The 23,948-nt window shown below is 43.6% G+C and carries 20 protein-coding genes; 11 read left to right on the plus strand and 9 right to left on the minus strand.

The window, feature by feature from the left end:
- The first annotated feature begins 9 nt into the window (after positions 1-9).
- On the plus strand, positions 10-663 hold the full coding sequence (locus tag AB4405_RS15600) for a DedA family protein (RefSeq protein ID WP_372061715.1): 654 nt from the start codon (positions 10-12) through the stop codon (positions 661-663).
- Between the two features lie 297 nt (positions 664-960).
- Positions 961-2,349, plus strand: coding sequence for a hypothetical protein (locus AB4405_RS15605; RefSeq protein ID WP_372061716.1), 1,389 nt, complete (start codon positions 961-963; stop codon positions 2,347-2,349).
- A gap of 181 nt (positions 2,350-2,530) precedes the next feature.
- Here the strand turns inward: AB4405_RS15605 and ascB are convergent, their stop codons facing one another.
- Positions 2,531-3,979 carry a 6-phospho-beta-glucosidase gene (ascB, locus tag AB4405_RS15610; RefSeq protein WP_372061718.1) on the minus strand — a complete coding sequence of 483 codons (1,449 nt, stop codon included), beginning with the start codon at positions 3,977-3,979 and terminating at the stop codon, positions 2,531-2,533.
- 432 nt (positions 3,980-4,411) lie between these two features.
- Between ascB and AB4405_RS15615 the strand changes: the two genes are divergently transcribed.
- The 4 genes from AB4405_RS15615 to AB4405_RS15630 all read left to right on the plus strand — a co-directional run bounded on the left by AB4405_RS15615 (position 4,412) and on the right by AB4405_RS15630 (position 9,281).
- Positions 4,412-5,716: an MATE family efflux transporter gene (locus tag AB4405_RS15615; protein ID WP_372061719.1), complete on the plus strand. Its 1,305-nt coding sequence runs from the start codon at positions 4,412-4,414 to the stop codon at positions 5,714-5,716.
- Positions 5,717-6,041: 325 nt separating this feature from the next.
- A complete protein-coding gene (locus AB4405_RS15620; protein WP_102470353.1) occupies positions 6,042-7,910 on the plus strand; it encodes a LamG domain-containing protein in 1,869 nt (622 codons plus the stop codon).
- A gap of 176 nt (positions 7,911-8,086) precedes the next feature.
- Complete coding sequence (locus AB4405_RS15625) at positions 8,087-8,257, plus strand: polysaccharide lyase family 7 protein (protein WP_157933729.1); 171 nt, start codon at positions 8,087-8,089, stop codon at positions 8,255-8,257.
- A 58-nt stretch (positions 8,258-8,315) separates the two neighbouring features.
- Positions 8,316-9,281 carry a hypothetical protein gene (locus AB4405_RS15630; RefSeq protein WP_102470354.1) on the plus strand — a complete coding sequence of 322 codons (966 nt, stop codon included), beginning with the start codon at positions 8,316-8,318 and terminating at the stop codon, positions 9,279-9,281.
- A gap of 80 nt (positions 9,282-9,361) precedes the next feature.
- Here AB4405_RS15630 and AB4405_RS15635 read toward each other — a convergent pair whose 3' ends face one another.
- From AB4405_RS15635 to AB4405_RS15660, 6 genes are read right to left on the minus strand one after another with little or no spacing between them, the layout of a single operon-like run.
- The gene (locus tag AB4405_RS15635) at positions 9,362-10,024 is read right to left on the minus strand and encodes an HAD family hydrolase (protein WP_372061721.1); all 663 of its coding nucleotides are present in this window, start codon (positions 10,022-10,024) and stop codon (positions 9,362-9,364) included.
- A 1-nt stretch (position 10,025) separates the two neighbouring features.
- Positions 10,026-11,045, minus strand: coding sequence for an ABC transporter ATP-binding protein (locus AB4405_RS15640; RefSeq protein WP_372061722.1), 1,020 nt, complete (start codon positions 11,043-11,045; stop codon positions 10,026-10,028).
- Positions 11,042-11,863: an ABC transporter permease gene (locus tag AB4405_RS15645; protein WP_372061723.1), complete on the minus strand. Its 822-nt coding sequence runs from the start codon at positions 11,861-11,863 to the stop codon at positions 11,042-11,044. Before AB4405_RS15645 ends, AB4405_RS15640 begins: the two co-directional genes overlap by 4 nt.
- On the minus strand, positions 11,850-12,752 hold the full coding sequence (locus tag AB4405_RS15650) for an ABC transporter permease (RefSeq protein ID WP_372061724.1): 903 nt from the start codon (positions 12,750-12,752) through the stop codon (positions 11,850-11,852). Before AB4405_RS15650 ends, AB4405_RS15645 begins: the two co-directional genes overlap by 14 nt.
- The gene (locus AB4405_RS15655) at positions 12,749-13,555 is read right to left on the minus strand and encodes an alkaline phosphatase family protein (RefSeq protein ID WP_372061725.1); all 807 of its coding nucleotides are present in this window, start codon (positions 13,553-13,555) and stop codon (positions 12,749-12,751) included. Before AB4405_RS15655 ends, AB4405_RS15650 begins: the two co-directional genes overlap by 4 nt.
- A gap of 9 nt (positions 13,556-13,564) precedes the next feature.
- Positions 13,565-14,632, minus strand: coding sequence for an ABC transporter substrate-binding protein (locus AB4405_RS15660; protein ID WP_372061726.1), 1,068 nt, complete (start codon positions 14,630-14,632; stop codon positions 13,565-13,567).
- Between the two features lie 221 nt (positions 14,633-14,853).
- Here AB4405_RS15660 and AB4405_RS15665 point away from each other — a divergent pair, with 221 nt between their 5' ends.
- Positions 14,854-15,561 carry a UTRA domain-containing protein gene (locus tag AB4405_RS15665; protein WP_372061727.1) on the plus strand — a complete coding sequence of 236 codons (708 nt, stop codon included), beginning with the start codon at positions 14,854-14,856 and terminating at the stop codon, positions 15,559-15,561.
- A gap of 51 nt (positions 15,562-15,612) precedes the next feature.
- On the opposite strand, the gene AB4405_RS15670 is transcribed toward AB4405_RS15665, so the two are convergent.
- Together AB4405_RS15670 and pdxH are read right to left on the minus strand one after the other, a co-directional pair.
- On the minus strand, positions 15,613-16,413 hold the full coding sequence (locus AB4405_RS15670; protein ID WP_102470362.1) for an AraC family transcriptional regulator: 801 nt from the start codon (positions 16,411-16,413) through the stop codon (positions 15,613-15,615).
- Between the two features lie 283 nt (positions 16,414-16,696).
- Entirely contained in the window at positions 16,697-17,335 is a 639-nt protein-coding gene (gene pdxH, locus AB4405_RS15675) for a pyridoxamine 5'-phosphate oxidase (protein ID WP_372061728.1), read from the minus strand.
- Positions 17,336-17,694: 359 nt separating this feature from the next.
- Between pdxH and AB4405_RS15680 the strand changes: the two genes are divergently transcribed.
- From AB4405_RS15680 to AB4405_RS15695, 4 genes are all read left to right on the plus strand, one after another.
- Entirely contained in the window at positions 17,695-19,086 is a 1,392-nt protein-coding gene (locus AB4405_RS15680) for an HlyD family type I secretion periplasmic adaptor subunit (protein WP_372061729.1), read from the plus strand.
- 93 nt (positions 19,087-19,179) lie between these two features.
- Positions 19,180-19,806 (plus strand): transglutaminase-like cysteine peptidase, encoded by a 627-nt coding sequence (locus tag AB4405_RS15685; protein WP_372061735.1) that lies wholly within the window; start codon positions 19,180-19,182, stop codon positions 19,804-19,806.
- A 6-nt stretch (positions 19,807-19,812) separates the two neighbouring features.
- Complete coding sequence (locus tag AB4405_RS15690; RefSeq protein WP_372061731.1) at positions 19,813-21,723, plus strand: EAL domain-containing protein; 1,911 nt, start codon at positions 19,813-19,815, stop codon at positions 21,721-21,723.
- 15 nt (positions 21,724-21,738) lie between these two features.
- Complete coding sequence (locus tag AB4405_RS15695; RefSeq protein ID WP_372061732.1) at positions 21,739-23,853, plus strand: type I secretion system permease/ATPase; 2,115 nt, start codon at positions 21,739-21,741, stop codon at positions 23,851-23,853.
- The last annotated feature ends 95 nt before the right edge of the window (positions 23,854-23,948 follow it).

The raw sequence follows: 23,948 nt of genomic DNA on the forward strand, positions 1-23,948 counted from the left end.
GGATTTTGTATGCTGGACATTTTTACTGCGATTTGGCACCACGACTTTGAAGCACTTCAGCAAATAAGTTCGTTAAACGGTTTTTTGATGCTGCTTGCTTTCATATTATTGCTCGAATCAAGCTTCGTTTTCTTACCTCTACCAGGAGACAGCTTAGTCCTTTTCGTAGGTGGCTTGGTTGGGCTAGGGATCCTTGATTTTTATCCGGCGGCAGGTGCGCTTTGCTTCGCAGCCTCACTTGGCAGTATCAATGCCTACTTACAAGGTAGAGTGCTCCATAAAACACGCTTTGTGCCCTTTCTAAAACGAGTGTTACCCAATGATGCGTTACCCAAAGCGAAAGACTTACTCCATCGCTATGGCTTCCTATCATTGTTTATCTCACGCTTCATCCCATTTGTTAGGGTGCTCACACCGATGCTAATGGGGCTCTCAAAACTCAGTGTTTGGAGAACGGTCATCATTAGTACAACCAGCTCTGTATTTTGGTGTTTGCTACTAATGATATCGGGGAAGTGGTTAATGATTCACCCAAGGCTGAATGACTATCAAGAGCTTATATCTAAAGGGCTGCTTTTATTTAGCATGTCGCTGGTGGCAATCGCAGTTATTGGGTTGATATATCGCTACATGACGTCAAAAAATGAAAGTTGTAATTTTTAACTCTTACTGCTGGTTCAATATACAAACCTGAACCAGCATCTCACTACCATATTTAATGGCCTCACCACATAAAACTGCACTTAAGATAAGTTCCTAACAATAGTTATTTTAAAAAAATATATTTTATCAACAAAAAACACATTAAATTTAAACATCAGACTTAATAATAACATAATCATATTGTTGTTTATTTGAATTTGTGACATTAATCACACATCAAGTGACATATATTGATACTCCCATTTATTTTTTTGAAATAGAATCACAAAAAAATAAATCATAATAAAGAGAATAAAATTGAAAAAGACAATATTGAGCAGTGCTATATTTTCAGTGTTATTAATATCAGGGTGTGGCGGAAATTCTGACGATAATAAAGAAGCGATACCAGGTAAAATAATCACCGTTATTGACGGTTATATTGAACATGCCGAAGTCTGTGCAGACCGAAATGCGAATGGTGTTTGTGATAGTGGTGAGTCACTAGGTTTCACAAATGAAATAGGAAAGTTCAACATACCACATTCGGATTTGACTCACCCTATCATTACTCGTTCCATTGCAGGCTCTTCTATCGACAAAGACCGCATTGGGTATGTGGCACAAAGCTACGAAATGATTGCAGAGCCCGGCGCTGCTTTCGTTACCCCTTTTACGACGCTCGCAAGTGCAAAACAAATGACTGTAGAAGCCCTAGCAAACGAGCTAAGTCTTAACCACGATGTTATTTCTGGGGACTATATAGCAGCAAAAAGTGATGACGCAAACGGAGAAGACGCCATTGCTGCACACGCGCTAGCGCGTAGCCTTGTTCATGAATTACCATCAAGTGCATCTGAGCTAGATGGTGATGCGTTGTTGCAATCTGCGACCATAATTCAAGGTGCAATTGAAGATCATGTCAATGATTCTGGTACAGAAACACTAGAGGATATCGACTTTGTCCGCTCAGAGAGTGGAAACTACGAAAGTGTTGATATTATCAACGACTTACAGTCTTACTTAGTCGGTAATAACACAACGGTAAACAACCCAGAAACGGTATGGAACATTGCAGGCTTCAACACCTATTGGGCAAAGAAAGAGGGCATATTTCCGGCCTGGCTCACTCATGACAAGCTTTGTATCGATGAAGATGACACCGTAAGTTGCGGGGAGTATTCAGTAAATAACCACACAATTTCTATTCCAGGTGATAGCGGTGACGAGCACAACGAGTTTATCTATACGTCCTCCAATCTATCTTTTGTTGTACCAGACCAAGGTGATCTTAACCTTTGGACAACAGAAGACTTAGTAAGCGCTAACCTTGAGTTCACTAAAGAAGATTTCGAGAACAAGACGTGGCACATAGTCTTTGATGACTCTAACAGTCCTGTTTCGCTGCCTACTTACGCTACATTCGATTTTAAAGGCTTCGATACAGCACTCAACAAAGGCGACGTTATAGTCATTGAAGACGGTGAAGAGGATTACGCCACCACTTGGAATCTTGACAATGGTAACTTGACCATTGTTTTTGATGAATACTCTAGTGAGAACAATATTGAATTACGTTATGCGACAACTGATGGAGCTATTATGATAGTGGCCGATTTACAGCATGACGAAAATGTATTTTTATTTATGACTCAAGATGGCGACCTTGCACAAAACATCACAAAGAAATGGAAAGAGGCTAAGTAATTAAAAATATCTGGCGTGTACTTATTACACGCCAGGTAAGTAAACACCTACAATATTTAAAATAATCAGGCCAACCACTAATTTAGACTAAAATACAAATAATAAAGGGCAACATAAATAACCAGTTAGATATTTATAGCGACGATTATTTATATCCAGATAACATAAATGTTGTCATGATTTATATATTGTTGTTATTTTCATCTAAATGTCGTCCATTAGACGCAATGACCTTCTTATACCAATAAAATGACTTTTTGCGAGTGCGTTCTAACGTACCGTTACCCATATCATCTCGGTCAACATAAATGAAGCCATAGCGCTTACTCATTTCTCCGGTAGACGCAGAGACCAAATCAATACACCCCCAGGGGGTATAACCCATTAATGGCACACCATCTTCAATGGCATCAGCCATCGCTTCAATATGAGCTCGTAAATACTCGATTCGGTAGTCGTCATGAATCTCACCATTCTCATCAACGACATCTTTTGCCCCTAACCCATTTTCCACGAGAAAAAGTGGTTTCTGATAACGGTCATACAGCGTATTCATAGCAATTCTGAGCCCCATTGGGTCAATGACCCAGCCCCACTCACTGGCTGCTAAGTGAGGGTTTCGAATGGATTTAACGACATTCGCTTCGCTCGTATTTCCCTGATTCATATCAGCAGAGGCGCAGCGTGATGCGTAATAGCTAAAAGAGATAAAATCGACCGTATTCGATAGTATCTCAAGATCACCATCGCGGATATCAAGCACGACACCCTTATCATTAAAAGTACGTTGCGCATAAGATGGGTAATACCCTCGTGCTTGCACATCAATGAAAAATAGGTTTTCTCTGTCTTTATCCAGCGCCATTTTGACATCTTCAGGCTTACAAGAGTAAGGGTAAAAATTGCCGCCCGCTAACATGCAACCCACTTGATTCTCAGGGTTAATCTCATGAGCAATTTTGGTCACCAACGCACTCGCGACTAACTCATGATGAGCAGCTTGATACTTCACTTGTTCCTTGTTCTCACCTTCTTCAAACCGTAACCCAGCGCCAGAAAATGGGCTGTGCAACAAGATATTAATCTCATTAAAAGTCAGCCAGTACTTCACCAAGCCATCAAAAGACTCGAAACACGTGCGGGCATACCGTTCAAAGAAACCAATCATTTCCCTACTACGCCAAGAGCCGTATTGATTGACAAGGTGCATCGGAACATCAAAATGACAAAGCGTCACCAGTGGCTCGATTCCGTGCTTTTGGCACTCGCGAAATAGATCTAGATAGAAATCGATGCCTTCCTGATTCGGCGCTAATTCATCCCCTTTTGGAAACAACCTTGCCCAAGCGATAGAGGTCCTGAACACCTTAAAACCCATTTCAGCCAATAAGGCGATATCGCTTTTATATCGATGGTAAAAATCAATCGCATCGTGACTCGGGTAATAATCGCTATCATCCAGATTGGCACAATGGTTCAATCCAAGCTTAATCGGCATACGATTATCCCCATATGGGATCATGTCGACCGTTGACAGACCTTTATTTCCTTCTAGATATGCCCCTTCAGCTTGATTGGCAGCTATCGCGCCCCCCCATAGAAATTTGTCTGGAAAAACTGACATTTTCATTCCTTAAACATTCATTAGCCTATCATGGCCCATCTTTTAATTAATTTCAGATATGCCATTTAAAATCAAACAGTTGATCATTGATATATCAGCCGTTTAATCATTTTATTGCCCATAAAGTTACCAGTAACACTATGACTGTAAACGACTATAAATAGAATATTTCAATTGTGCGGAATGACTCATAATTTTGGCTATAACGAAGAAACTTAAGAAAGAAAAATGCACCAAAATCAGTGAGGCTCATAATTGAACGTGACTCAGCTCATGCCATCGGGACTCGTTTTGTATTATTATATCATTCAAGAATAAAAGAGATGTCCCCTCCTCTTCCGTTTGACCCATGCTCAATAAGGTAACGCTTTGTCCTCCCATTCCTACATAAGAAAAAACTTTTCGCTTGCGTGGCCGCTCGCGTTTAACGCATTGCTGATGCAATCCATGTTAATGATCGATACCTTGATGGTGTCACCACTTGGTGAGATCCCTCTTGCGGCAATGGGCATTGCGACCACCGTGGTGGCGTTTATTCTTGGTATTCAGATGGCATTGGCCAATGGTACTCAGCTGGTATTGAGCAGAGCCGTGGGATCGCAAACGTCAGGCGCATTATCGAAAGCCTTTTTATCGGGCATGATTATTAACTTGTCAGTCGCCTCATTATTTTGGTTACTGCTCACACTCTTTGAACAACCGTTGCTGCACGCCATTACTGATGATATGTCGCTACATACGGAAATCAGTGGCTACCTAGATGTTTCCAAGTATCTGGTCTTATTTACCTCGGTCACACAGGTTATCACAGCATTATTTAATAGCATGGGACGCACAAAAGTTCCGCTCAAAGGGTACGTCCTTGAGCTACCAATTAATACGGCTCTCTCTTATGTTCTCATTTACGGAGTGTCACTTTCTGAGGGGGTAAGCATTGAAGGGACCGGGGTTCAGGGGGCCGCATTGGGCAGCGTCATTGCCATTGCGATTCGTCTCATTTTCTTGTGCTTATGTGTGCACCTTGACTCCGCTATCACACTCAACATGCGCGACCAACTGTCGACGTTAAAGCGTAACATCCGCCTACATTTTGTAGAGATTTTCCCTGTCGCCGCCAACGTAACAATTTTGTCTATTGGTGCTACCACGTACCAACTCATGTACTCACAACTGAATATCAACGCCTATGTTGCCATCACGTTAGTGTTCCCTTGGATTCGTGCAGGAACACAATTTATTACCGCGTGGGCACACTCGTCTGCCATCACGATTAGCCAAGCAATAGGCTCTCGTAAAATGGATGATCTAACGAAAAACGTGGATACAAGTATTGACGTCGCGGTAGGGATTTCCGTTGTCTGCGCTGTGTTTTTTGCTGGGCTCAGCCTCGTCATTGCCAATGTGTATCCCGATTTAGATCCATCAACCTATGAAGCGCTTGCCATTATCGCGCCACTCTACATCTTTTTGCCTATTATTCGCGGTTACAATACCGTGCATGGACACGTACTGAGAGCGCTTGGCAAGACAACGGCTGTATTTAAAATCAACTTCACGGGGCAATGGGTAATCTCTATCCCATTGTGTGCGCTTATAATTTTTGGTTTTGATGGTTCAATATTTTGGGCATTTGCTGTGCAGCCATTTGAAGAAATCGTTAAAGCCTTGCCTTTCAGAGCCCTCGCAAGAAAATCACTCAAAGAGTTCGATATGAAAAAAGCCGATGCGCTTATGTATGATTAATCAATATAAATAGATCATTAAAACCGTCTTCTAAGTCCTAGCTAATCAAGCCAAAGAAACGCACATTGGTTAGGACTTGTACCTTATTCTACTCTGTAAACTACCACTCACTCGGTAAATAACGCGACAAAACGACCTGCTGACTAGCTTATCCAGGCTTTTATTTCGATACAATTATCACTAACCGCCAAGTCAGTCACAATTTTTGACGAATATACTGTCTTACACGTGACGACCGTCAAGCTACATATTCTTACAACTAGAAACAAACTCTTAGATCATACAATATTATTGCATACTAAGTTCACGGATATGAAGAGAGTTTATGATGCGAATGACTAAGATTGCGGCTGCAATTACCCTTTCAGCAGGTTTATTGGTGGGCTGTAATGGTCCAGAGCTAGTCCAAGAGCCAGAGGTCACGCCCCCAGCACCGACTTCACCTTTAGCTGGTGGTAATTGGCAATTTGGCGATACTAGCGGTGCAGCTGCTATGGCAGATAGCATGGATTTACCTGATGTTTATGTATTTGATGGTAAAACTAATCAAAAATTCTATACCGATTTTGAAGTTCCTGGCACTTACCGCATTTACTCGAATGATTACAGTGATGGTTTTGAGTCAGATCCTCAAACCATTGATTTTGTTTACCATGAAATCAACGGTACTACTATAACTTCCACTCCTATTTCTGGCGCTACTTTCACAGTGACCGGTGACGCTTTAGTTATTGATAGTGGTGGTAGCTTTGGTGAGCTTTCAGCATCAGATGTAGCAAACAACCAAGAAGTGACCGATGCAATTAAAGCAGCTAATGAAGCATCGGGGGTAAACAACCAAGTTCAAATTTTAGATACGCTTACCGATGATGTTGGTGAATTAAGACTCAAACTATCAGATTCATCAACAGGAGCGACAGTAAGCAGCATTGCTTCAGGTAAGCTGACTGTAGATGTTATTTATCAAGTAGATGAAGAGACAGAACAAGAAGCAGATGGTACCGGTGACAACGCTTACATTTCACTTTATACCAACGGTACATCGAACAAAAACCTGTATGGCGAGATCATTCTGAGTGAAGGTAAAGTCAAATATCGAGGTGCAGGAGTTGGGGGTGTAAGTGGTGGTGAAATTACCGAAACCAGTGGAACATTTGAAAATGGCGAAGAACTAGCCATCGAAGTGACTTGGGGTAATAGCGAATTCAAGTTTACTGTCAACGATGAAGAATTTATTGGTGCGATAACTGAAGATGCAGCAGTCACCGTGATTTCCCTAAAAATCGGTGATACAAAAAATACAACAAACTTCAAATTCGTCGGTGATAACTTAACGGTTTTCTCCAATGACACCGGTAGTGAAGAGCAGGTGTTCAACGATAACTTCGATGGTTACGCGACCGGACAAGTCCTAAAAGGTAACCCATACAATAGCAGCACTTCCGAAGCAACTGTCATCGGTAATGGCGATGATACAACGGATCCAGTAGAACCTGGAGACTTTCCATCAGCAGTGCATGAGTTCAAGTTTAATAATGGCGACGCTACAACAGACTCCGGAACAGCAGCAAGTAGCAATACGAAATGGACAGGTAATGCCACACTTACATCTACGGCTGGATCAACAGGCTCAAATGCAACAGCGATTGATGTTGACCAAGATACAGCTGGTTACGGTTATGCCTATTACACTGCAGATGGAACCACTGGTGCAGACCAAATTGAAGGGTCTTTTTCGATTGAGACAGTAATCAATCGAGATCGCGCTAATGCCTCTGATGTAGCACTTGTCGACTATGCTGACACAAGTAATTACCTTGGTTATAAACTTTACATCGAATCAAACGACGACACACTCAAATTTAAAGTTTACGGTGGCGTTGTAGGTGACAGTAACCTTTCTACAGAAGCGGTCTCATCGGTCTCTATTATGGATGACACATGGTATCACGTCGCAGCTGTATACGATGATGTTGCAAGTGAAGCAACCATTTACCTCAACGGAGAACTTGTCGCAACTAAATCTGTTGACTGGGATTTAGCGAAAAACTCAGGAGATAAATTCATCCTGCTGGGCGGTGCAACGAGCAGTGACAAAAACTTTGATGGCCAAGTTGATAACATTGGCCTTTGGAATGTAGCACTAACCGCTGAGCAAGTTGCTGAACGTGTAACTCAATTTAGCGCTCAATAACACTGCCGAGTTTCACCTTAATAAAGGCCCAACTGTTTAGTTGGGCCTTTATTCAATACGGACGATGAACTTGTATCCAAAGGGTATCCTTCAATGGCTATCAAAATTGCTCTACTCGGAGTCGCTTTATCCGCGCAATTTTTTAGTTACAGTAGTCGAAATTAAACTCGCAACTAGTGAGCAAGTTGCACCTGCTTAATGTTGACGGTGAAACCAAACTTGATCATGACATTACTTATTGGAAACACATGCTGAGTTACTTCAAAGCGGGAATCTATAACCAGTTTAAACATGGTACCGGTGAAGTGCACTTCTATAGCCTTGATTATGCTATTGATAAGAAGTAAGCATTGTTGTTTTAGGGCACGTAGGGTGCCTTTTTTTATTTAGATTTGAGTGACGAATATGAACCGTAAACCCTCGATTCTTCAAGCTGCCATTGTTGCCTATTCTTCCTTATTATTGTCCGCCTGTGGTGGCAGCAGTAGTGAAGACACACCATCAGATGTATACCACCCTCCTGTTGATGATTCCGGGCAATATTATGTAATCAGTAGCACTGATCTTATCGCGGATGGTGCCAATGGAATGGCAACCTATGACTTGATAGAGAGCATACTCGGAACCGGCTCTATTGAAGCGCCTGATCTCTATGGTGACGCTAATCATCCGCACATTGACCATATCACGGAAGACAATGACAACATGGTCGGTAACTACTTCCGTTTCGTCTTACACAGAGATGAAGATAAGGACCGCGATAAAGACTATACCGATAGGCAACGTAACGAAATTAAGGTGTACGATAAGTCAGATGACTCTCTAAAAGGAGTAATGGACAAAACCTTCGAATATCGTTGGAAGTTCAGGGTCGGGGATGACCTCGCTGTCACCAGTCACTTTACCCATTTATTCCAGCTTAAAGCGGTAACCGATGGCAGCGATCCGGTCAGTCAACCGCTGGTCACGATTACCGCCAACACCAAGAGCGGTGAAAGTGGGCTCGAAGTGAGACATGTTACGGCCGATAACACCAAAACCATGTTGTTGCATACCTCTCAGATGGATATTGACTGGGCAACGCAGATACAAGGCCAGTGGTTAGAGGTCATGGTGAGAAGCACATTTAGCGAAAAAGGCGCACTGTACTTATCGGTCACACCCCTTGGCGAACAAACCCCGTTGTTTGCCGTTAATGAAAGTAATATCGAATTGTGGCGCTCCGGGAGCAATGCGAGCGACGGTAATTTTGTCAGACCAAAATGGGGAATCTACCGCTCTCTGAACGATATCGCATCTCTCAACGAGGGTGAGGACGAGGTTTGGTTTGCTGATTTCTCAATTAAAGAAGTAGAGAAAATCACGGAGTAAACCGTGTCAGAAATAACGGAGTGATTGGCATTGTTCATACCAATCACTCCGATAAATACCAAAGTCGTCGTTTTAACGCACTAAACCGACCACTCTAATACCTGCCAATTCTCTCTATCGCTCATTGCTTTGAGTCTCGGACATGGGTTTACTAAATAAGCAAAATCCGCATATTCACACAAAGGGAGGTCGTTAATCGAATCCGTATAGAAATGGATCGAGGTGTAATGTCTATCGCCTGCTTCCAACCATTGCTTTAGCCTTAAGACCTTACCGTCACGATAGGTTGGAATGCCTTTAATCTGTGCGGTATAGGCATTTTTGTCTTCGATTAAATCAATGCCCATCGCCGTATCAATGCCTATGCGTTGACCAATCGCTTGGACAAGAAAACTAACGGAAGCAGAAATGATAACCGTATCAATCGCATCACGCTTTAGCTCAGCCAATCGTGCTTTTGCTTGCGGAAAAAAACGCGGCATAATTTTTTCATCGATGCACTCATTCACTAAACTTGCGACTTGAGACTTACTCACACCCTGCAGCGGTGCCATGGAAAAAGAAAGGTAGTCTTCCATGTCCAGTTCCCCCTGAGCGTACAGCGTCATCAAGCGCTGATCTTGCTCTAGGAAATCCACTTGTATCGCGATCCCTTTCTCGACCAAAAATTCATTCCAAAGCATGGCACAATCCGCATCAAATAGCGTCTCATCCATATCGAATACATAAAGGGGTTTTGACATTCTAAGCTCTCACAGGTTGAATTTCGTTTAAATTGAATAACAGTTCTAGCTGACTTCCCACCGCCAACAAACGCTCTGAAGATCGATTTAGCAAGTCGACCGTCAGCTCACAATCGTCGATATCAACTTGATAACGAATGACATTGCCAAGTAACTGATGATGAAGAATCGTGCCGAATTTAGGGGTGGATATATGCTGACCGTAATGTCGTCCCTGTTCTTTTACGTAAATTGATTCAGGACGAATCGCGACTTTCGAATCCACATCAATATTGAACAATGACTTCGCTTTTTGTGCATCAACAAGGTTGTAGTGCCCCATAAATCCAGCAACGAATTCATTAACAGGGTGCGTATAGATATGCTCTGGCGCGCCTTGCTGAACAATCTCCCCTTGGTGCATCAAAAAGATACGGTCTGACATAATCATGGCTTCTTCTTGGTCATGAGTGACAAACACGGTGGTCAAGTTCAATTCTTTTTGTATTTTCCTAATTTGTTGTCGCAAATTCTTTCTGATTTTAGCGTCAAGGGCCGACAAAGGCTCATCGAGCAGCAAGATACGCGGCTTCACTACCAAGGCCCGAGCAAGCGCGACACGCTGTCTCTGCCCACCAGACAACTGATGGGGATATTGCTTTTCTTTGCCACCTAACTCCACCAGCTCAATGACTTTTGCCACCTCTAATGAAATAGTCGCTGAATCAAGGCGCTGCATTTTTAATCCGAAGGCAATATTGCCTTCCACCGTCATGTTTGGAAATAACGCGTAAGATTGAAACACCATCCCAATGCCACGCTGTTGTGGCGCTAAATGGGTAATATCGACACCATCAACCCAGATCTCTCCACCTTCGACAGGATTGAGTCCGGCAAGGCTGCGCAGTAACGTTGATTTACCGCAGCCACTCGGTCCCAATAATGTAATAAATTCACCTTGCTCGATATTAAACTCAATATCCTCAAACACGGTATTGGCACCAAACCGTTTGGTAAGTTGCTTAACATTGACATAACTCATAAGCCGCCCTTTTGTTCGCTGTGACTAAAACGACTGGCAAGCCAAGTCAGTAAAAAAATGAAACTGAAGTAAGTCATCACTAACGCCGACGTGAAGTGTCCGCTAGTCTGACGCATGTTGTAGAGATAAATTTGTAGCGTCTCAAAACGAGTACCCACCAGAATATTGGCAAAGACAAATTCACCGAGTAAAAAGGAAAAAGACAAGAACAAGGAGGCCAACAAGCCCTTTTTAAGATTCGGAACGATGATCAAGAGAAAGGCTTGGGTCGTACTCGCGCCCAACAGGTGCGCGGCATCCATTAAGTCGTTAAGATTGATCGCCTCAAAGCTGTTCGAGATTGCTCGATACATAAACGGCAACGCAATGGTGAAGTAAGTACCAATCAAAATCCACGGAGTGCCAACCAGCGGTATCGCACTATCAGCATAGATTTGCAGTAATCCTACTGAAGACACCACTGGAGGCACTGCAAACGGTAGTAGAATCAACACATTCATCAGCTTGTCTAATTTAGGGAAATAGTAAAATACGACGAAAATGGCGGGAAGAATAAGAGCAATACTTAACGCCAATGCGGCAAAACAGACCAATAATGAACGCCCAAACGCCGCGAGAAAACGCGGGTCAGTCAGCAACTTTAAGTACCAATCAAGAGTAAAACCGTCAGGTAGAATCGTCGCCCCCCACTTAGATGAAAGTGAGTAGACCAAGGTCGCGATAATAGGCACCAGCATAAGGCCAACAATGCCATAGACGATGAACTTGTGATAGTAAGTGCTAACATTACGTGTATTAGAATAATTACTTTGAGGCATGATAACTCCTCGATAGCAGCCACTGATTGATAATGGTAATGAACGCCAATATCGCCATCAGTATCACCGAGATCGCAGCGGCCAGATTGGGCTCCAAAAACAAGTCACCCGATACCAAACTGGCAATTCGAACGGTGATAACGTTATAGTTTCCTGCCGTCAACGCATACACGCTCGCATAAGCGCCCATCGCGTTCGCAACTAATATAATCAGGGTACCCAGCAACGCAGGGGAAAGAACAGGAAAGCCAATCTGCGTCCAATATTGCCATGTTTTTGCCCCAAGCAAAGCGGATGCAGATTGCCAATCATCTTGCAGTGCATCAAAGGCGGGATACAACAACAGCACCCCTAGCGGAATCTGGAAGTAGATATAAATAACCAACAATCCCCATTTCCCGTAAAGGTTAAACTCTTCAATAATGCCGTACTGCTTAAGCAATAGGGTCACTGCACCATTGACGCCAAGGATGATGATAAACGCGAAAGCAAGCGGAACACCGGCAAAGTTACTGCTCATATTCGTAAAGGCGATAACGCCATCACGCAATTTACTGTCCACACGACGCAACGATGACACCAGTAAGGCCGCTATGGACAGTCCGATTACACTTGACCAAATAGCAAGCCAAATACTGTTGCTAAACGCTTGCATCATGAAGCTAGAATCAAACACTTCCAAATAGTTTTCGAATGAAAACTCACCGTCATACTGAAAGCTGTTTAAGAATACCCAGCCCATTGGAGCAAGCTGAAACCAGTAGAAAAACAATGCAAACGGGACTAATAAAATCGCCGGCTTCAACGCCTTCCAACGTCGCTGTTTATGATGTGAACTCTGATCAATTGCAGATTCTGACCGTGACGGCGTGAGTGTTGAGGAATTCATAAGGCGATAAACTCCGGTGGAAAAGGCTTGGAATGTTGAAGACCAAGTAATTGGCAGCACACTCCACATATTTCAGTCTGCTTGAGATCGATAGAGGCATGAGTAAACGCATCGCCAATCACAAACAAAGGTACCTCCCGTTCTTCAGGCAAAATACCACCATGTGACAAATCATCATTCATCCCATGATCGCTTGTCACCAGGATCTGATATCCCTCCGCCAGCCACTTTTCAATATAGTTAGATAAGTAAATGTCAGCATGACGTGCTGTATTACGATACTGCGAAGAATTTAAGCCAAACTTGTGCCCGGCATCATCAATATTCATAGGATGAATCAGTAGAAAATCCGGTTGATGTTTTTGTCTTAACGACTCGGCGTCAAGAAACAATGCCTCATCCGGGTAGTGATCCCAATGATAGAAATGACCGTGTTGTATGTTCAATTGCACATCATCGGTAAAGCGATCGCGCACGGCGTCATAAGGTACACGATTATACAGTTCACTGACCCAATGATAGGCCGCTGCGGCGGTCACTCGGCCTTGTTCTTTCGCCAAACTGAATACCGAATCATGCCTAGACAAGCGCACTATTTGATTGTTAACAATGCCGCTAAGAACCGGTGTAACACCCGTCAAAATACATTCATAAAGAGGCCGAGACATGGAGGGAAGCTCACACTGCAGCGGATATAACGTTGCTTTTTGTTGCTCGATTAACCCATTCAAGTAGCCCATGCAATCGCGGGCTACTTGATAATTGAGGCCATCGAGAACAACAAGGATAACCTTATTGCTCATGTTCAACCCTTATTGCTGGTGGATAAGCACGTTTTCTTGCCATTGACGAGGCAAGCGACGAGCAGACTTTTCCCATGCTTTAAAATCTGTCACAGGGTGAACGTTGTTGTACTGGTCGTTTGCAATCAATTTAGCTTGCACAGAATCAGGCAAGGTGACATTGCTGCGAATCGGACGAGCATATCCTTCGGCAAGGTTGATTTGGCCGCGGTCACTAAAAATATGCTCACGTGCCAGCTTTGCGGCATTGGGGTTTTGAGCAAATTTGTTGATGATAGTGGTATAGCCAGAAATAACCGAACCATCTTGAGGAATCGTCACAGAAAAACGATCACGGTCGATTTGATCGCGATAATTAAGCGCGTTAAAGTCCCAAAGAATAGCCACTTCAACTTCCCCTTTTTCAAGGTTAGCGATGTTCGGATCGTTAAACGATAAGCGACCTTGTTTAGCTAATTTAGAGAAAAATTCAATCGCAGGTTTTAGATTACTTTCATCACCGCCATTAGCAAATGCTGCAGCCAATACGGCATTATTAGCTTGCGCCGCAACACCGACATCCCCAACAGTGACCTTGTAGTCCCCATCAAGCAGGTCTTGCCAAGATTTAGGGGCATCTTTGACTAAGTTACTGTTAGAAATAAACGCAATAGTACCGGTATAAGCTAATGCCCAGTGACCGTCTTTATCTTTCGCCCAATCCGGAATATCATCCCACGTCGTTGGTTTATAGGATTGCGTTACACCCTTTTGAACCGCGACGCGTGCAAATGCAAAACCTACATCACCAATATCAGCCGTTGCGTTTTTCTTTTCCGCTTCAAACTTTGCAATTTCTTGCGCCGAGCTCATATCCGTATCTTGATGTTTCAAGCCATAAGTAGACTGTAAATCGCTCCATGTATCTTTCCAGTTCGCCCAGCTATCGGGCATGCCGACACTATATACAGCCCCTTCTTTTTTTGCCGCTTCGACTAAAGTTTGAATGCTGTCTTCTTTGGCAAATGCCGACGACGATACCGTCGCGATCAACAACGTTGTTGCAGAAAGTTTTGCGCAATTTAGCAAAGTTTTCATTGTCTGTTTCCCTTTGGACTAGGTCAGTAAGTTCACTTTTTATGCTATGTCCAAAATGTGACAATTGGTGGGCGCTAATTTGACGCTTTTATTTAAATTAGATGGCAGATTCATGTCACCTAAACCAATTTTTATTACAACAACATCATAAGATGGCTGTCATTAAACTGTTACGCGGTTCCAGTAGCTTGTTTAGAACCGGATTCTTGGACTAGATCAGCATGCATGCGCGTACCCAGCTTGGTAAAATTAAAACCACTCTTCGATCCCAAATTGAAAGTGATATTCTCGTTGCGGGGGAAAAGCTCCCCTCAGAACGAGAGCTCAGTGAACTCTTTTCGACGACTCGTATCACCATTAAAGATGTCTTGACGTCACTGGAAACGGAAGGCTTGATCTATAGAGAGAAACGCCGTGGGTGGTTCGTATCGCCACCTAGGATAAGGTACAACCCATTGTCTCGCTGTCATTTCCATCAAATGATCCGCGATCAGAATCGAATTGCAGAAACCAAACTCGTCAACACTCGAAGTGAGCTTGCCAGTGGAGAGTACGCCAGGGCATTGATGGCTGAAAAAATTACACCAATCCACGTCATTGAAAGGTTGAGATACATTGATGGGCGAGTCGTGCTGTTTGTCGAAAACTGCTTAGTCGCGACATTATTTCCAGGGATTTTGGACGAGAATTTGACGTTATCGTTAACGAGTTGCTATCGAGATAAATACCAGTACATCACACAACGTTCCCATTTTGATGTCATACCAACATCCGCGCCAAGCCATGTTGCCCAAGCACTCAACCTTGCTGAAGGGCAACCGGTTCTAAAAATTTGTAGAGTCAATTACAAACAAGACGGGCAACTGATGGATTGCGAATTTGAGTACTGGCGGCCAGACGCCGTAATGATCTGTATCGACAGCGAATAGAAACATACAAAAATTAAAATAAGATCGAAACAATAGGCGTATAAGCACTATTCAAGAAAAACGTTTCCTGTAGCGAGAAGGCGAGACACCTTGCAAGCGAGAAAAAGCATGCGTGAATGTGCTTTGTCCAGAAAACCCGGTTAACTCAGCGACTTGACCAAGGTTTAAATGACCTTGCTCAATCAGCCTTTTTGCTGCATCCACGCGCTTGTTCAAAACATATTGGTGAGGTGTGATACCGAGCTGTTCCTTGAACAACATATGAAACTGACTTTCTGCCAAAAACACACTACCAGCTAGCTGTGAAACCGATATTTTATGGCATAAGTGCTGATCGATATAACGATCGATATGCTCAAGATCGAAGCGCGAATCGCGCATAGACGTTTTTAGCTCAGAAATATGACGCTGCAGAAGCGCAATCACAGTATCGTTACACGCACGACTTAATAATAAGTCATCAGGGCTACTGGTCATCTCCGCTACCAGCATCTGGATCAGTTTCTGAATCTGTGTATCCAGCTGAAAGTACGTTCGATTATGAGATAACTCATTGATACGATGGAGCAATACGGGGTCATCATCGTTGGGTATAGGTAGGTTGAGAACCAAAATATCGGGTTGATCAATGACACCACCGAAAGCATGATCAAGGCCTGAAGTCACCACACAACCCTGCCCTGGTCCCACCAAATTCCCAACGCCACCCACATCAAACTCAGCATGACCTTTTAAACCGATCACAACTTGCGAATAATGATGCTCATGAGAGTCCATATGTGAGGGTAGACGGACAATTTCAGCCGGTTTTGGGGAAGCATGATCAAGAGGATGATTTGATTTATTCGGCATGTTTCTCGGTGTCACTGTTCGCGGTGTAGAATCCGTGAGTATAGCGATTTACCTCTATATTGGAAAAGATATTCACCGTCGATTCACCGAAACCGTTATAAATGCCCATTATTCAGTCCATTATGCACACTCAAAAAGGATCCTCACTTGATCAAGCTTCCGGAACCATGATCATGAAGCAGTAACTTACGGTGGTTGTAATTTGAACTATTTCACATTTTAGTCATAAAAAAACCGCGGTAATCGCGGCTTTTATTGTAGTAATGGTCTTATATTTCAGTCACTAAGGTGCCAAACGCTCGATATCCCAATGCCCTTCATTATCACCTGTAAAGAGAAAACGATCATGAAGTCGATGCTCTCCACCTTGCCAAAACTCGATCGATTCAGGGCGGATTCGGTAGCCCCCCCAAAATGATGGCACAGGGATCTCACCTTTTTCGAACTTCTTCTTTAGCTCAAGGTACTTACCTTCCAGGACACCACGAGCCGAGATGCGACTGCTTTGTTTGCTGGCAATTGCCGCGAGCTGACTGTCTTTAGGGCGTGATGTGAAATACTTCATATTTTCCAAGGTAGACAGTTTTTCTGCGGTCCCCGTAATATGCACTTGTCGCTCTAATGGATGCCATGGAAAATGCAGGCTAACTTTAGCATTTGCCTCAATATGCTGAGCTTTACGACTGCCTAAGTTGGTATAAAAGACAAACCCACTTTTATCTACATTTTTAAGTAGTACGATACGCTGGAATGGCTGACCGGATTCATCAACCGTTGCAACGGTCATCGCCGTTGGGTCTGTCAATTTAGCCTCAACAGCCTGTGTTAACCATGCATTAAATTGATCGATCGGATCTGCTAGTAAATCCTGACGGCGCAACCCACCCTTTGAATATTCGCGGCGGATATCTTCGAGTTCCATAACCATTCCTCTACGTTTTTTTGAATTTTGCGCTTATCAGCATGAGAAAACAAGCCTCTATCGGCCAACTCATCATCGATTTTCGTCATTGATGTTCTAGTTTATCTCTATAAAACGTATCAACCACTCAAAGAAGACAATATTTTTATATTTCATAACTTTGCATTCACAAAAGTAGTACTAAACTTTACTATGTCTATGCAGACACAATCGCTTACTAATTTAATGATACTCAGTAACCTTCGTCGTTATTGCAAAGTAGGTCGAGTCTTCACAACGCAACGGTTACAATTTGACCACGGTAATAATAGTATTAAAACGATTGGATAGATTCGTCCAATGTGAATCGCGGATAGAGCATGAATAAAAGCGAATACAACAAGGTTTCTGACGCCGAGATCGATTATATCGATGACAAAACCGCGGCTCTACTACTCAACACGCCCACCAGCGCAAGAATAATGCTGTGGATTGTGGTGCTGTTTTTCATTTGTGCGGGCGTATGGGCATCTTGGGCGGAGATCGATAAAGTCACTGTAGGTCAAGGGAAGGTCATTCCCTCATCTCAGATCCAAGTCATTCAAAACTTAGAGGGTGGCCTGGTCAAACAGATCCTTGTAAAGGAAGGGGATTCTGTCACCGCAGGACAACAACTGCTTCTCATCGATGATACGCGCTTTCGCTCTGACTTTAGAGAGCGAGAGCAGCAAGTACTCAATTTAACCGCCAATGTTTTACAGTTATCGGCATCCTTATCCAGTGTCATCATTAATGAAGATGTAGATAGTAATAAATGGCAGCAATCTGTCACTCTCGATACGACAAAACTGGCGTTCCCTCTTACATTTGAAACCGATTATCCAAAGCTTGCCAGCAGACAAAGGGCCGAATATCAACAAGACCTCAATGAGCTTAGGAACCAACTTTCTGTCGTTGATTACCAAGTTCGTCAAAAACAGCAAGACTTGGTTGAGATTCAAGCAAGGGTTCGCAGCCTTAGACAAGGCTATAACCTAGCGCGAGACGAACTCAATATCACGAAGCCTTTAGCCGATGAAGGGGTAGTTCCCAAGATTGAGTTGCTAAAACTGCAACGCCAAGTGAACGACACAAGAAGGGAGCTAACCTCGACCGAACTAAAAGCGCCCGCATTGCGCTCAGCTATACAAGAGTCAATGTTAAGCCGAATCGACATTGCTCAAAAGTTTCGCTCTGAACAGCAAGAGAAGCTCAATCAAGCACAAGATAAGCTGTCCTCAATGACGGAGTCTGCGGTTGGTCTAGAAGATCGAGTGAATCGAACCAACGTCGTCTCTCCTGTAAATGGCACCGTTAAAACACTCAACGTCAATACCGTGGGTGGCGTTATTCAGCCGGGTATGGACCTGGTCGAGATCGTACCGACGGAAGACACCTTGTTGGTTGAAGCAAAAATTGCCCCCCAAGACATCGCCTTTTTACGTCCTGATTTACACGCGATCGTTAAGTTCAGCGCTTATGATTTTACTAAATATGGTGGATTAGACGGCGTACTCGAACACATTAGCGCTGACACCACACAAGATGAAGAAGGCAATAGCTTTTACATCGTAAGAGTGCGCACCGAAATTACGAACTTTGGTCAAGGCGAGGAGCTACCGATCATTCCGGGTATGACGGCTTCCGTCGATATCATCACAGGTAAACGTACGGTATTAGATTATCTATTAAAACCGCTTATTAGCGCTCAAAATAACGCGCTGAAAGAATAAAGGCGAACGGTGCTCAATAATACGCGGACAGGACGTCTGCAAAAAAGACTCCAGCGATGTGTCATCAGTATCACTGCCGCAACGTGTTTAGTCGTGGCAGGCTATTCTGGTGCATACTCCAAGCAAGAGCAGGTGTGGATTAATACGGTATCGAATATCTATGGTGCACGCGCAGGAAAACGGGTTGAAACATGGCGAGCCGTGCTGTCGGATTTGCAAGGACAGCCTGAGAAAGTGCAACTGGAGAAAGTAAACGCATTCTTTAACCAACTTAATTTTGTTGATGATATTAAATTATGGGGAAAGAAAGATTATTGGGCGACACCATTGGAGTTTCTGGGAAGCAATGCAGGTGATTGTGAAGATTTTACCATCGCCAAATACTTCTCTCTTTTAGAACTCGGCGTCTCCGACAAAAAGCTTCGCTTGGTATATGTTAAAGCCATTGAACTGAATCAATTTCATATGGTTTTGGCGTATTATGAAACCCCTCGTGCACAACCTTTAATATTGGATAACCTAATCGGCGAGATTAAACCCGCGTCAAAAAGAAATGATCTACTGCCGATATACAGCTTTAACGGTCGCAACCTTTGGGTGATGAAAACCACACAAGGTAAACTGGCTGGTAAGTCGTCGAGACTGAAATTATGGAATGATTTGCGATCGAGAGAGCGCTCATTGAAGTTAAGGAAACCTAAGGTAAATTACGACGAGTAAACAATTATGACACTATACAGACAGCTAGTGGTTAGCATGATAGCGGTATTTATCCTGCTCTTGACGTCGGTGTTTATCATCGAGTTTAACACCACAAAAAACTTCCTTGAGCAGCAACAACGTTCTGAAGTCAACAATACCATCAATACCGTCGGGTTAGCACTTGCGCCTTACCTAAAATCACATGATACCGTTGCGGTAGAGTCCGTCATTAACGCGTTATTTGATGGCAGCACCTACTCATCAGTGAGCTTGGTTTTCCTCGAAACCGACCAAGAAATTGTTCGTAGCTACCCAATTAAGCCTAATGGTGTTCCAACGTGGTTCACAAGCCTTGGCATATTTAGTCCAATACAAGATTCTCGAGTCGTGACAAGTGGTTGGCTGCAATTAGCAGAGGTGAAAATTATTAGCCATCCCGGGCACGCTTACGCTGAGCTATGGCTTGCCTTAGAACGCTTGGTTATCGCTTTTGTGACTATCTTTGTTCTCGGTATGTTGGCTATAGCCCTCATTTTGCGCCGAGCACTAAACCCTCTGAGAGCCATCGTTCAGAAAATGGAGCAAGTTGCCCATAAACAATTTGGGGACCCGTTAAAACGGCCAAAAACCAAAGACCTTATTGCGGTTGTTGACGGCATAAATAGCATGTCTGAACACGTGGAAGAATCGTTTAAACAGCAAGCAAAAGAAGCGCAAAAACTTCGCGAACGTGCCTATATGGACCCCGTTTCTCATCTCGGAAATCGAGCGTTCTATATGGGGCAATTGAATCAATGGCTATCAGAGTCATCACTTGGTGGGGTTGCCATTCTTCATGCAGAGTTTATTAAACGAACCTATAAAGCAGAAGGATACGAGGCAGGGGATGGGTTAGTGAAAGAACTGGCTGATTTGTTGTCCCTCAGCATCAATATTCCTAATACCGTGATCGCACGTATTTCTACCGATGAATTTGGGTTCGTCTTCCCTAGCATTGATGAGAGTGAGCTTAAGCTTGTTGCCAGTAATATTGTCAGCTGCGTACAAGACCTAAACTCAGACCCAACCGGCCTGAGCAAAGCCAAGTCTGCTCTGGGTGTTGTTTTTAATGAAGAGCGTAAAAATTCGACCCAAATACTGTCTGTATTAGACAATGCCTTAACAAAAGCAAAATCTGATCCAGCGCTAGACTACGGCTATGTGTCTAATGAAATTACGGGCTCGATTCTAGGTAAGCAGCAATGGCGTAGTATGGTCGAAGAAGCGATCAGTAATGATTGGGTGACATTCCGCTTTCAAGCCGCCAATAGCAGCTGGGGAGAGACTTACCATAGAGAAGTATTCTCCGCTATCGAAAAAGACGGTGAACGCTTTACTGCCAACCAGTATCTTCTAGCCTTAGAGCAACTTAATGCCAGCCATATCTTTGATGAACATGTAATTGTATCGGTGATTGATAAACTCGAAAAACAAGAGATGTCAGATCCGATTGCCATCAATATCGCGCCAACCAGCATTGCTCAACCAAGCTTTATCCGTTGGATCACTCAAACATTGTCGAAGCATCGCAGCATTAACGAGAAGTTGCATTTTGAGATACCAGAAACCTGCTTTATTAATAACCCTCACCACACTGCATTATTCTGTAATGCGCTACGAAGTGAAGGCGCAAAATTTGGGGTAGATAACTACGGTCGAAATTTTCATTCGTTGGAGTATATTAGCGAGTTTAGGCCCGACTATGTAAAACTCGACTATCTCTACACACATCAATTAGATGATGAAAAACAGAAATTTACCCTAACGTCAATTTCTCGAACCGCACACAACTTAGGTATAAAAACTATCGCCTCTCGAGTGGAAACGCAGACTCAGTTAGACTTTTTATCTGAGCATTTTGTGGATGTATTCCAAGGCTTTATCGTCGATAAATAACAAGGTGCCGATAGCATGAAGGACCCTTTACTGAATTCGCTGATTTATATCAGCCGATACTACGGGCTAGCCAACTCCCCTGAGGCGTTGATCAATGGCTTGCCGCTGTCAGAAGGTAAACTGACACCATTTTTGCTTCCCAGAGCTGCTGAACGAGCAGGATTGGTCGCAAAAGAGAACCGCTCAAAGCTTGACGGAATTCCGTCTATTGTGTTCCCTGTCGTTTTATTATTAAAAGGCGGAGATGCTTGTGTCCTAAACAGCATTGATGCCGAGAACAATGAAGCAGAAGTCATCACGCTTGAATCTGGTTTAGTCCCTATTTCAATTCCTCTTGATGATCTTGTCGAACAGTTCATCGGTCGCTACTTCTTAGTGAAGAAGCAGTTTCGCTATGATGAGCGCTCTCCCGAGGTATTAAAAACTCGTGATGGTCACTGGTTTTGGGGCACCATTTGGGAATCAAAACACATCTACCGTGACGTATTAATCGCATCGCTTGTTATTAATATCTTTGCTGTCGCTGCCCCACTCTTTACTCGGCTTGTCTATGACAAAGTCGTACCCAACCTAGCGTTCGAAACACTATGGGTGTTGGCTGCAGGTATCTTCATTGTCTTTGGTTTTGATTTAGTACTCAAACTGATGCGGAGTTACTTCATTGATGTCGCGGGGAAAAAGTCGGACATACTTATTTCTTCTAAACTGTTCAGTAAAGTAATGGGAATCCGCATGGAATCTCGGCCACCGTCTGTTGGGGCATTCGCTCGTCACCTGCAAGAATTTGAGTCAATACGAGAGTTCTTTACCTCAGCGACCATTGCGTCTCTCATCGATCTCCCCTTTGCACTACTATTTTTGCTGCTCATTTGGTTAATGGCTGGCAACTTGGTGATTATACCTATTGTAGGCGTGGTCATTCTGATCATTTATTCCTTACTTATCCAGGCGCCTCTTCGACGGGCTATCGAGGAGGGATCTCGACTCGCTTCTCAAAAATACGCCAACCTCATAGAGAGTCTAGCGGGGTTAGAAACTGTCAAGATTTTTGGTGCACAAAGTCAGTATCAATACCGCTGGGAAGAAGCCGTCGCACACATGGCTAACTGGAATATCAAAAGTAAGCGCATTACTGATGGCATCCAAAACACCGCAGGCTTTGTTCAACAATCTTGCAACGTGGGGATGGTTATTCTCGGTGTCTATCTGATCTCGGATGGTGAACTGACCATGGGCGGACTGATTGCAGCAACGATGCTAAGTAGCCGTGCCATCGGGCCGTTGGTTCAACTTTCATTGCTATCTACCCGCTATAATCAAGCTAAATCCTCCATGACGATTATTGAACAAGTAATGGCGATGCCTGATGAGCAAGAAGAAGGTAAGCGTTACATTCACCGTCCAATCATCCTTGGCAAGATAGAGCTGGATCGCGTGACCTTTCACTATCCAGACTCACCAATGGCCTCAATTAGAGATTTAAGTTTAACCATCGAGCCCGGAGAAAAGGTCGCGATCATAGGTCGGATCGGTTCGGGTAAAACGACGCTTGAGCGCCTAATTATGGGTTTGTATCAACCGACTGAGGGACATGTTCGCATTGATGAAACCGACATTGCACAGCTTCATCACGTGGATGTGAGACGTAACATTGGCTGTGTACCTCAAGACTGTAACCTGTTTTTTGGTTCTATTCGCGACAACATCACCCTTGGCCGACCATTGGTTGACGACCGAGATGTTATGGACGCAGCAAACCGCGCAGGGGTAACGGTATTTACTCAGCAAGATCCTGCAGGACTAGAGCGACAAGTGGGTGAGGGTGGATTACTGCTTTCAGGCGGTCAAAGACAAGCGGTGGCCATCGCTAGAGCATTGCTAGCACGTCCACCAATCCTAATTATGGATGAACCCACAAGCGCAATGGACAATCGCTCTGAGTTACACATCAAGACTCAACTAAAACAGCTTAAGGATTCTGAAACACTGATTTTAATCACGCATAAAACCTCAATGCTCGATGTAGCAGATCGAGTCATCGTGATGGAAAAAGGGGCCATTATTGCGGATGGTCCAAAGGCGAAGGTTCTCAACGATTTAAGGCAAGGAAAAGTGAAAGCGGCCGGTTAACTTTGTTCACTTTGTACCGCAACGTTCACACCAAGCTAACATGACCAACATGACTCAAAACGACCATAATTAACGTTACCAAAAAAAAGGTGCTG

Source organism: Vibrio sp. 10N.261.51.F12, from assembly GCF_041471725.1.
Lineage (GTDB): Bacteria > Pseudomonadota > Gammaproteobacteria > Enterobacterales > Vibrionaceae > Vibrio.

What these genes read in the sequence shown, in the direction of transcription:
- AB4405_RS15630 (WP_102470354.1), top strand. Translation starts at nt 8,316, where the DNA reads ATGAACCGTAAACCCTCGATTCTTCAAGCTGCCATTGTTGCCTATTCT.
- ascB (WP_372061718.1), bottom strand. Translation starts at nt 3,979, where the DNA reads ATGAAAATGTCAGTTTTTCCAGACAAATTTCTATGGGGGGGCGCGATA.
- AB4405_RS15635 (WP_372061721.1), bottom strand. Translation starts at nt 10,024, where the DNA reads ATGTCAAAACCCCTTTATGTATTCGATATGGATGAGACGCTATTTGAT.
- AB4405_RS15695 (WP_372061732.1), top strand. Translation starts at nt 21,739, where the DNA reads ATGAAGGACCCTTTACTGAATTCGCTGATTTATATCAGCCGATACTAC.
- AB4405_RS15600 (WP_372061715.1), top strand. Translation starts at nt 10, where the DNA reads ATGCTGGACATTTTTACTGCGATTTGGCACCACGACTTTGAAGCACTT.
- AB4405_RS15645 (WP_372061723.1), bottom strand. Translation starts at nt 11,863, where the DNA reads ATGCCTCAAAGTAATTATTCTAATACACGTAATGTTAGCACTTACTAT.
- AB4405_RS15650 (WP_372061724.1), bottom strand. Translation starts at nt 12,752, where the DNA reads ATGAATTCCTCAACACTCACGCCGTCACGGTCAGAATCTGCAATTGAT.
- AB4405_RS15690 (WP_372061731.1), top strand. Translation starts at nt 19,813, where the DNA reads ATGACACTATACAGACAGCTAGTGGTTAGCATGATAGCGGTATTTATC.
- AB4405_RS15655 (WP_372061725.1), bottom strand. Translation starts at nt 13,555, where the DNA reads ATGAGCAATAAGGTTATCCTTGTTGTTCTCGATGGCCTCAATTATCAA.
- AB4405_RS15670 (WP_102470362.1), bottom strand. Translation starts at nt 16,413, where the DNA reads ATGCCGAATAAATCAAATCATCCTCTTGATCATGCTTCCCCAAAACCG.
- pdxH (WP_372061728.1), bottom strand. Translation starts at nt 17,335, where the DNA reads ATGGAACTCGAAGATATCCGCCGCGAATATTCAAAGGGTGGGTTGCGC.
- AB4405_RS15615 (WP_372061719.1), top strand. Translation starts at nt 4,412, where the DNA reads ATGCAATCCATGTTAATGATCGATACCTTGATGGTGTCACCACTTGGT.
- AB4405_RS15660 (WP_372061726.1), bottom strand. Translation starts at nt 14,632, where the DNA reads ATGAAAACTTTGCTAAATTGCGCAAAACTTTCTGCAACAACGTTGTTG.
- AB4405_RS15665 (WP_372061727.1), top strand. Translation starts at nt 14,854, where the DNA reads ATGCATGCGCGTACCCAGCTTGGTAAAATTAAAACCACTCTTCGATCC.
- AB4405_RS15680 (WP_372061729.1), top strand. Translation starts at nt 17,695, where the DNA reads ATGAATAAAAGCGAATACAACAAGGTTTCTGACGCCGAGATCGATTAT.
- AB4405_RS15640 (WP_372061722.1), bottom strand. Translation starts at nt 11,045, where the DNA reads ATGAGTTATGTCAATGTTAAGCAACTTACCAAACGGTTTGGTGCCAAT.
- AB4405_RS15620 (WP_102470353.1), top strand. Translation starts at nt 6,042, where the DNA reads ATGATGCGAATGACTAAGATTGCGGCTGCAATTACCCTTTCAGCAGGT.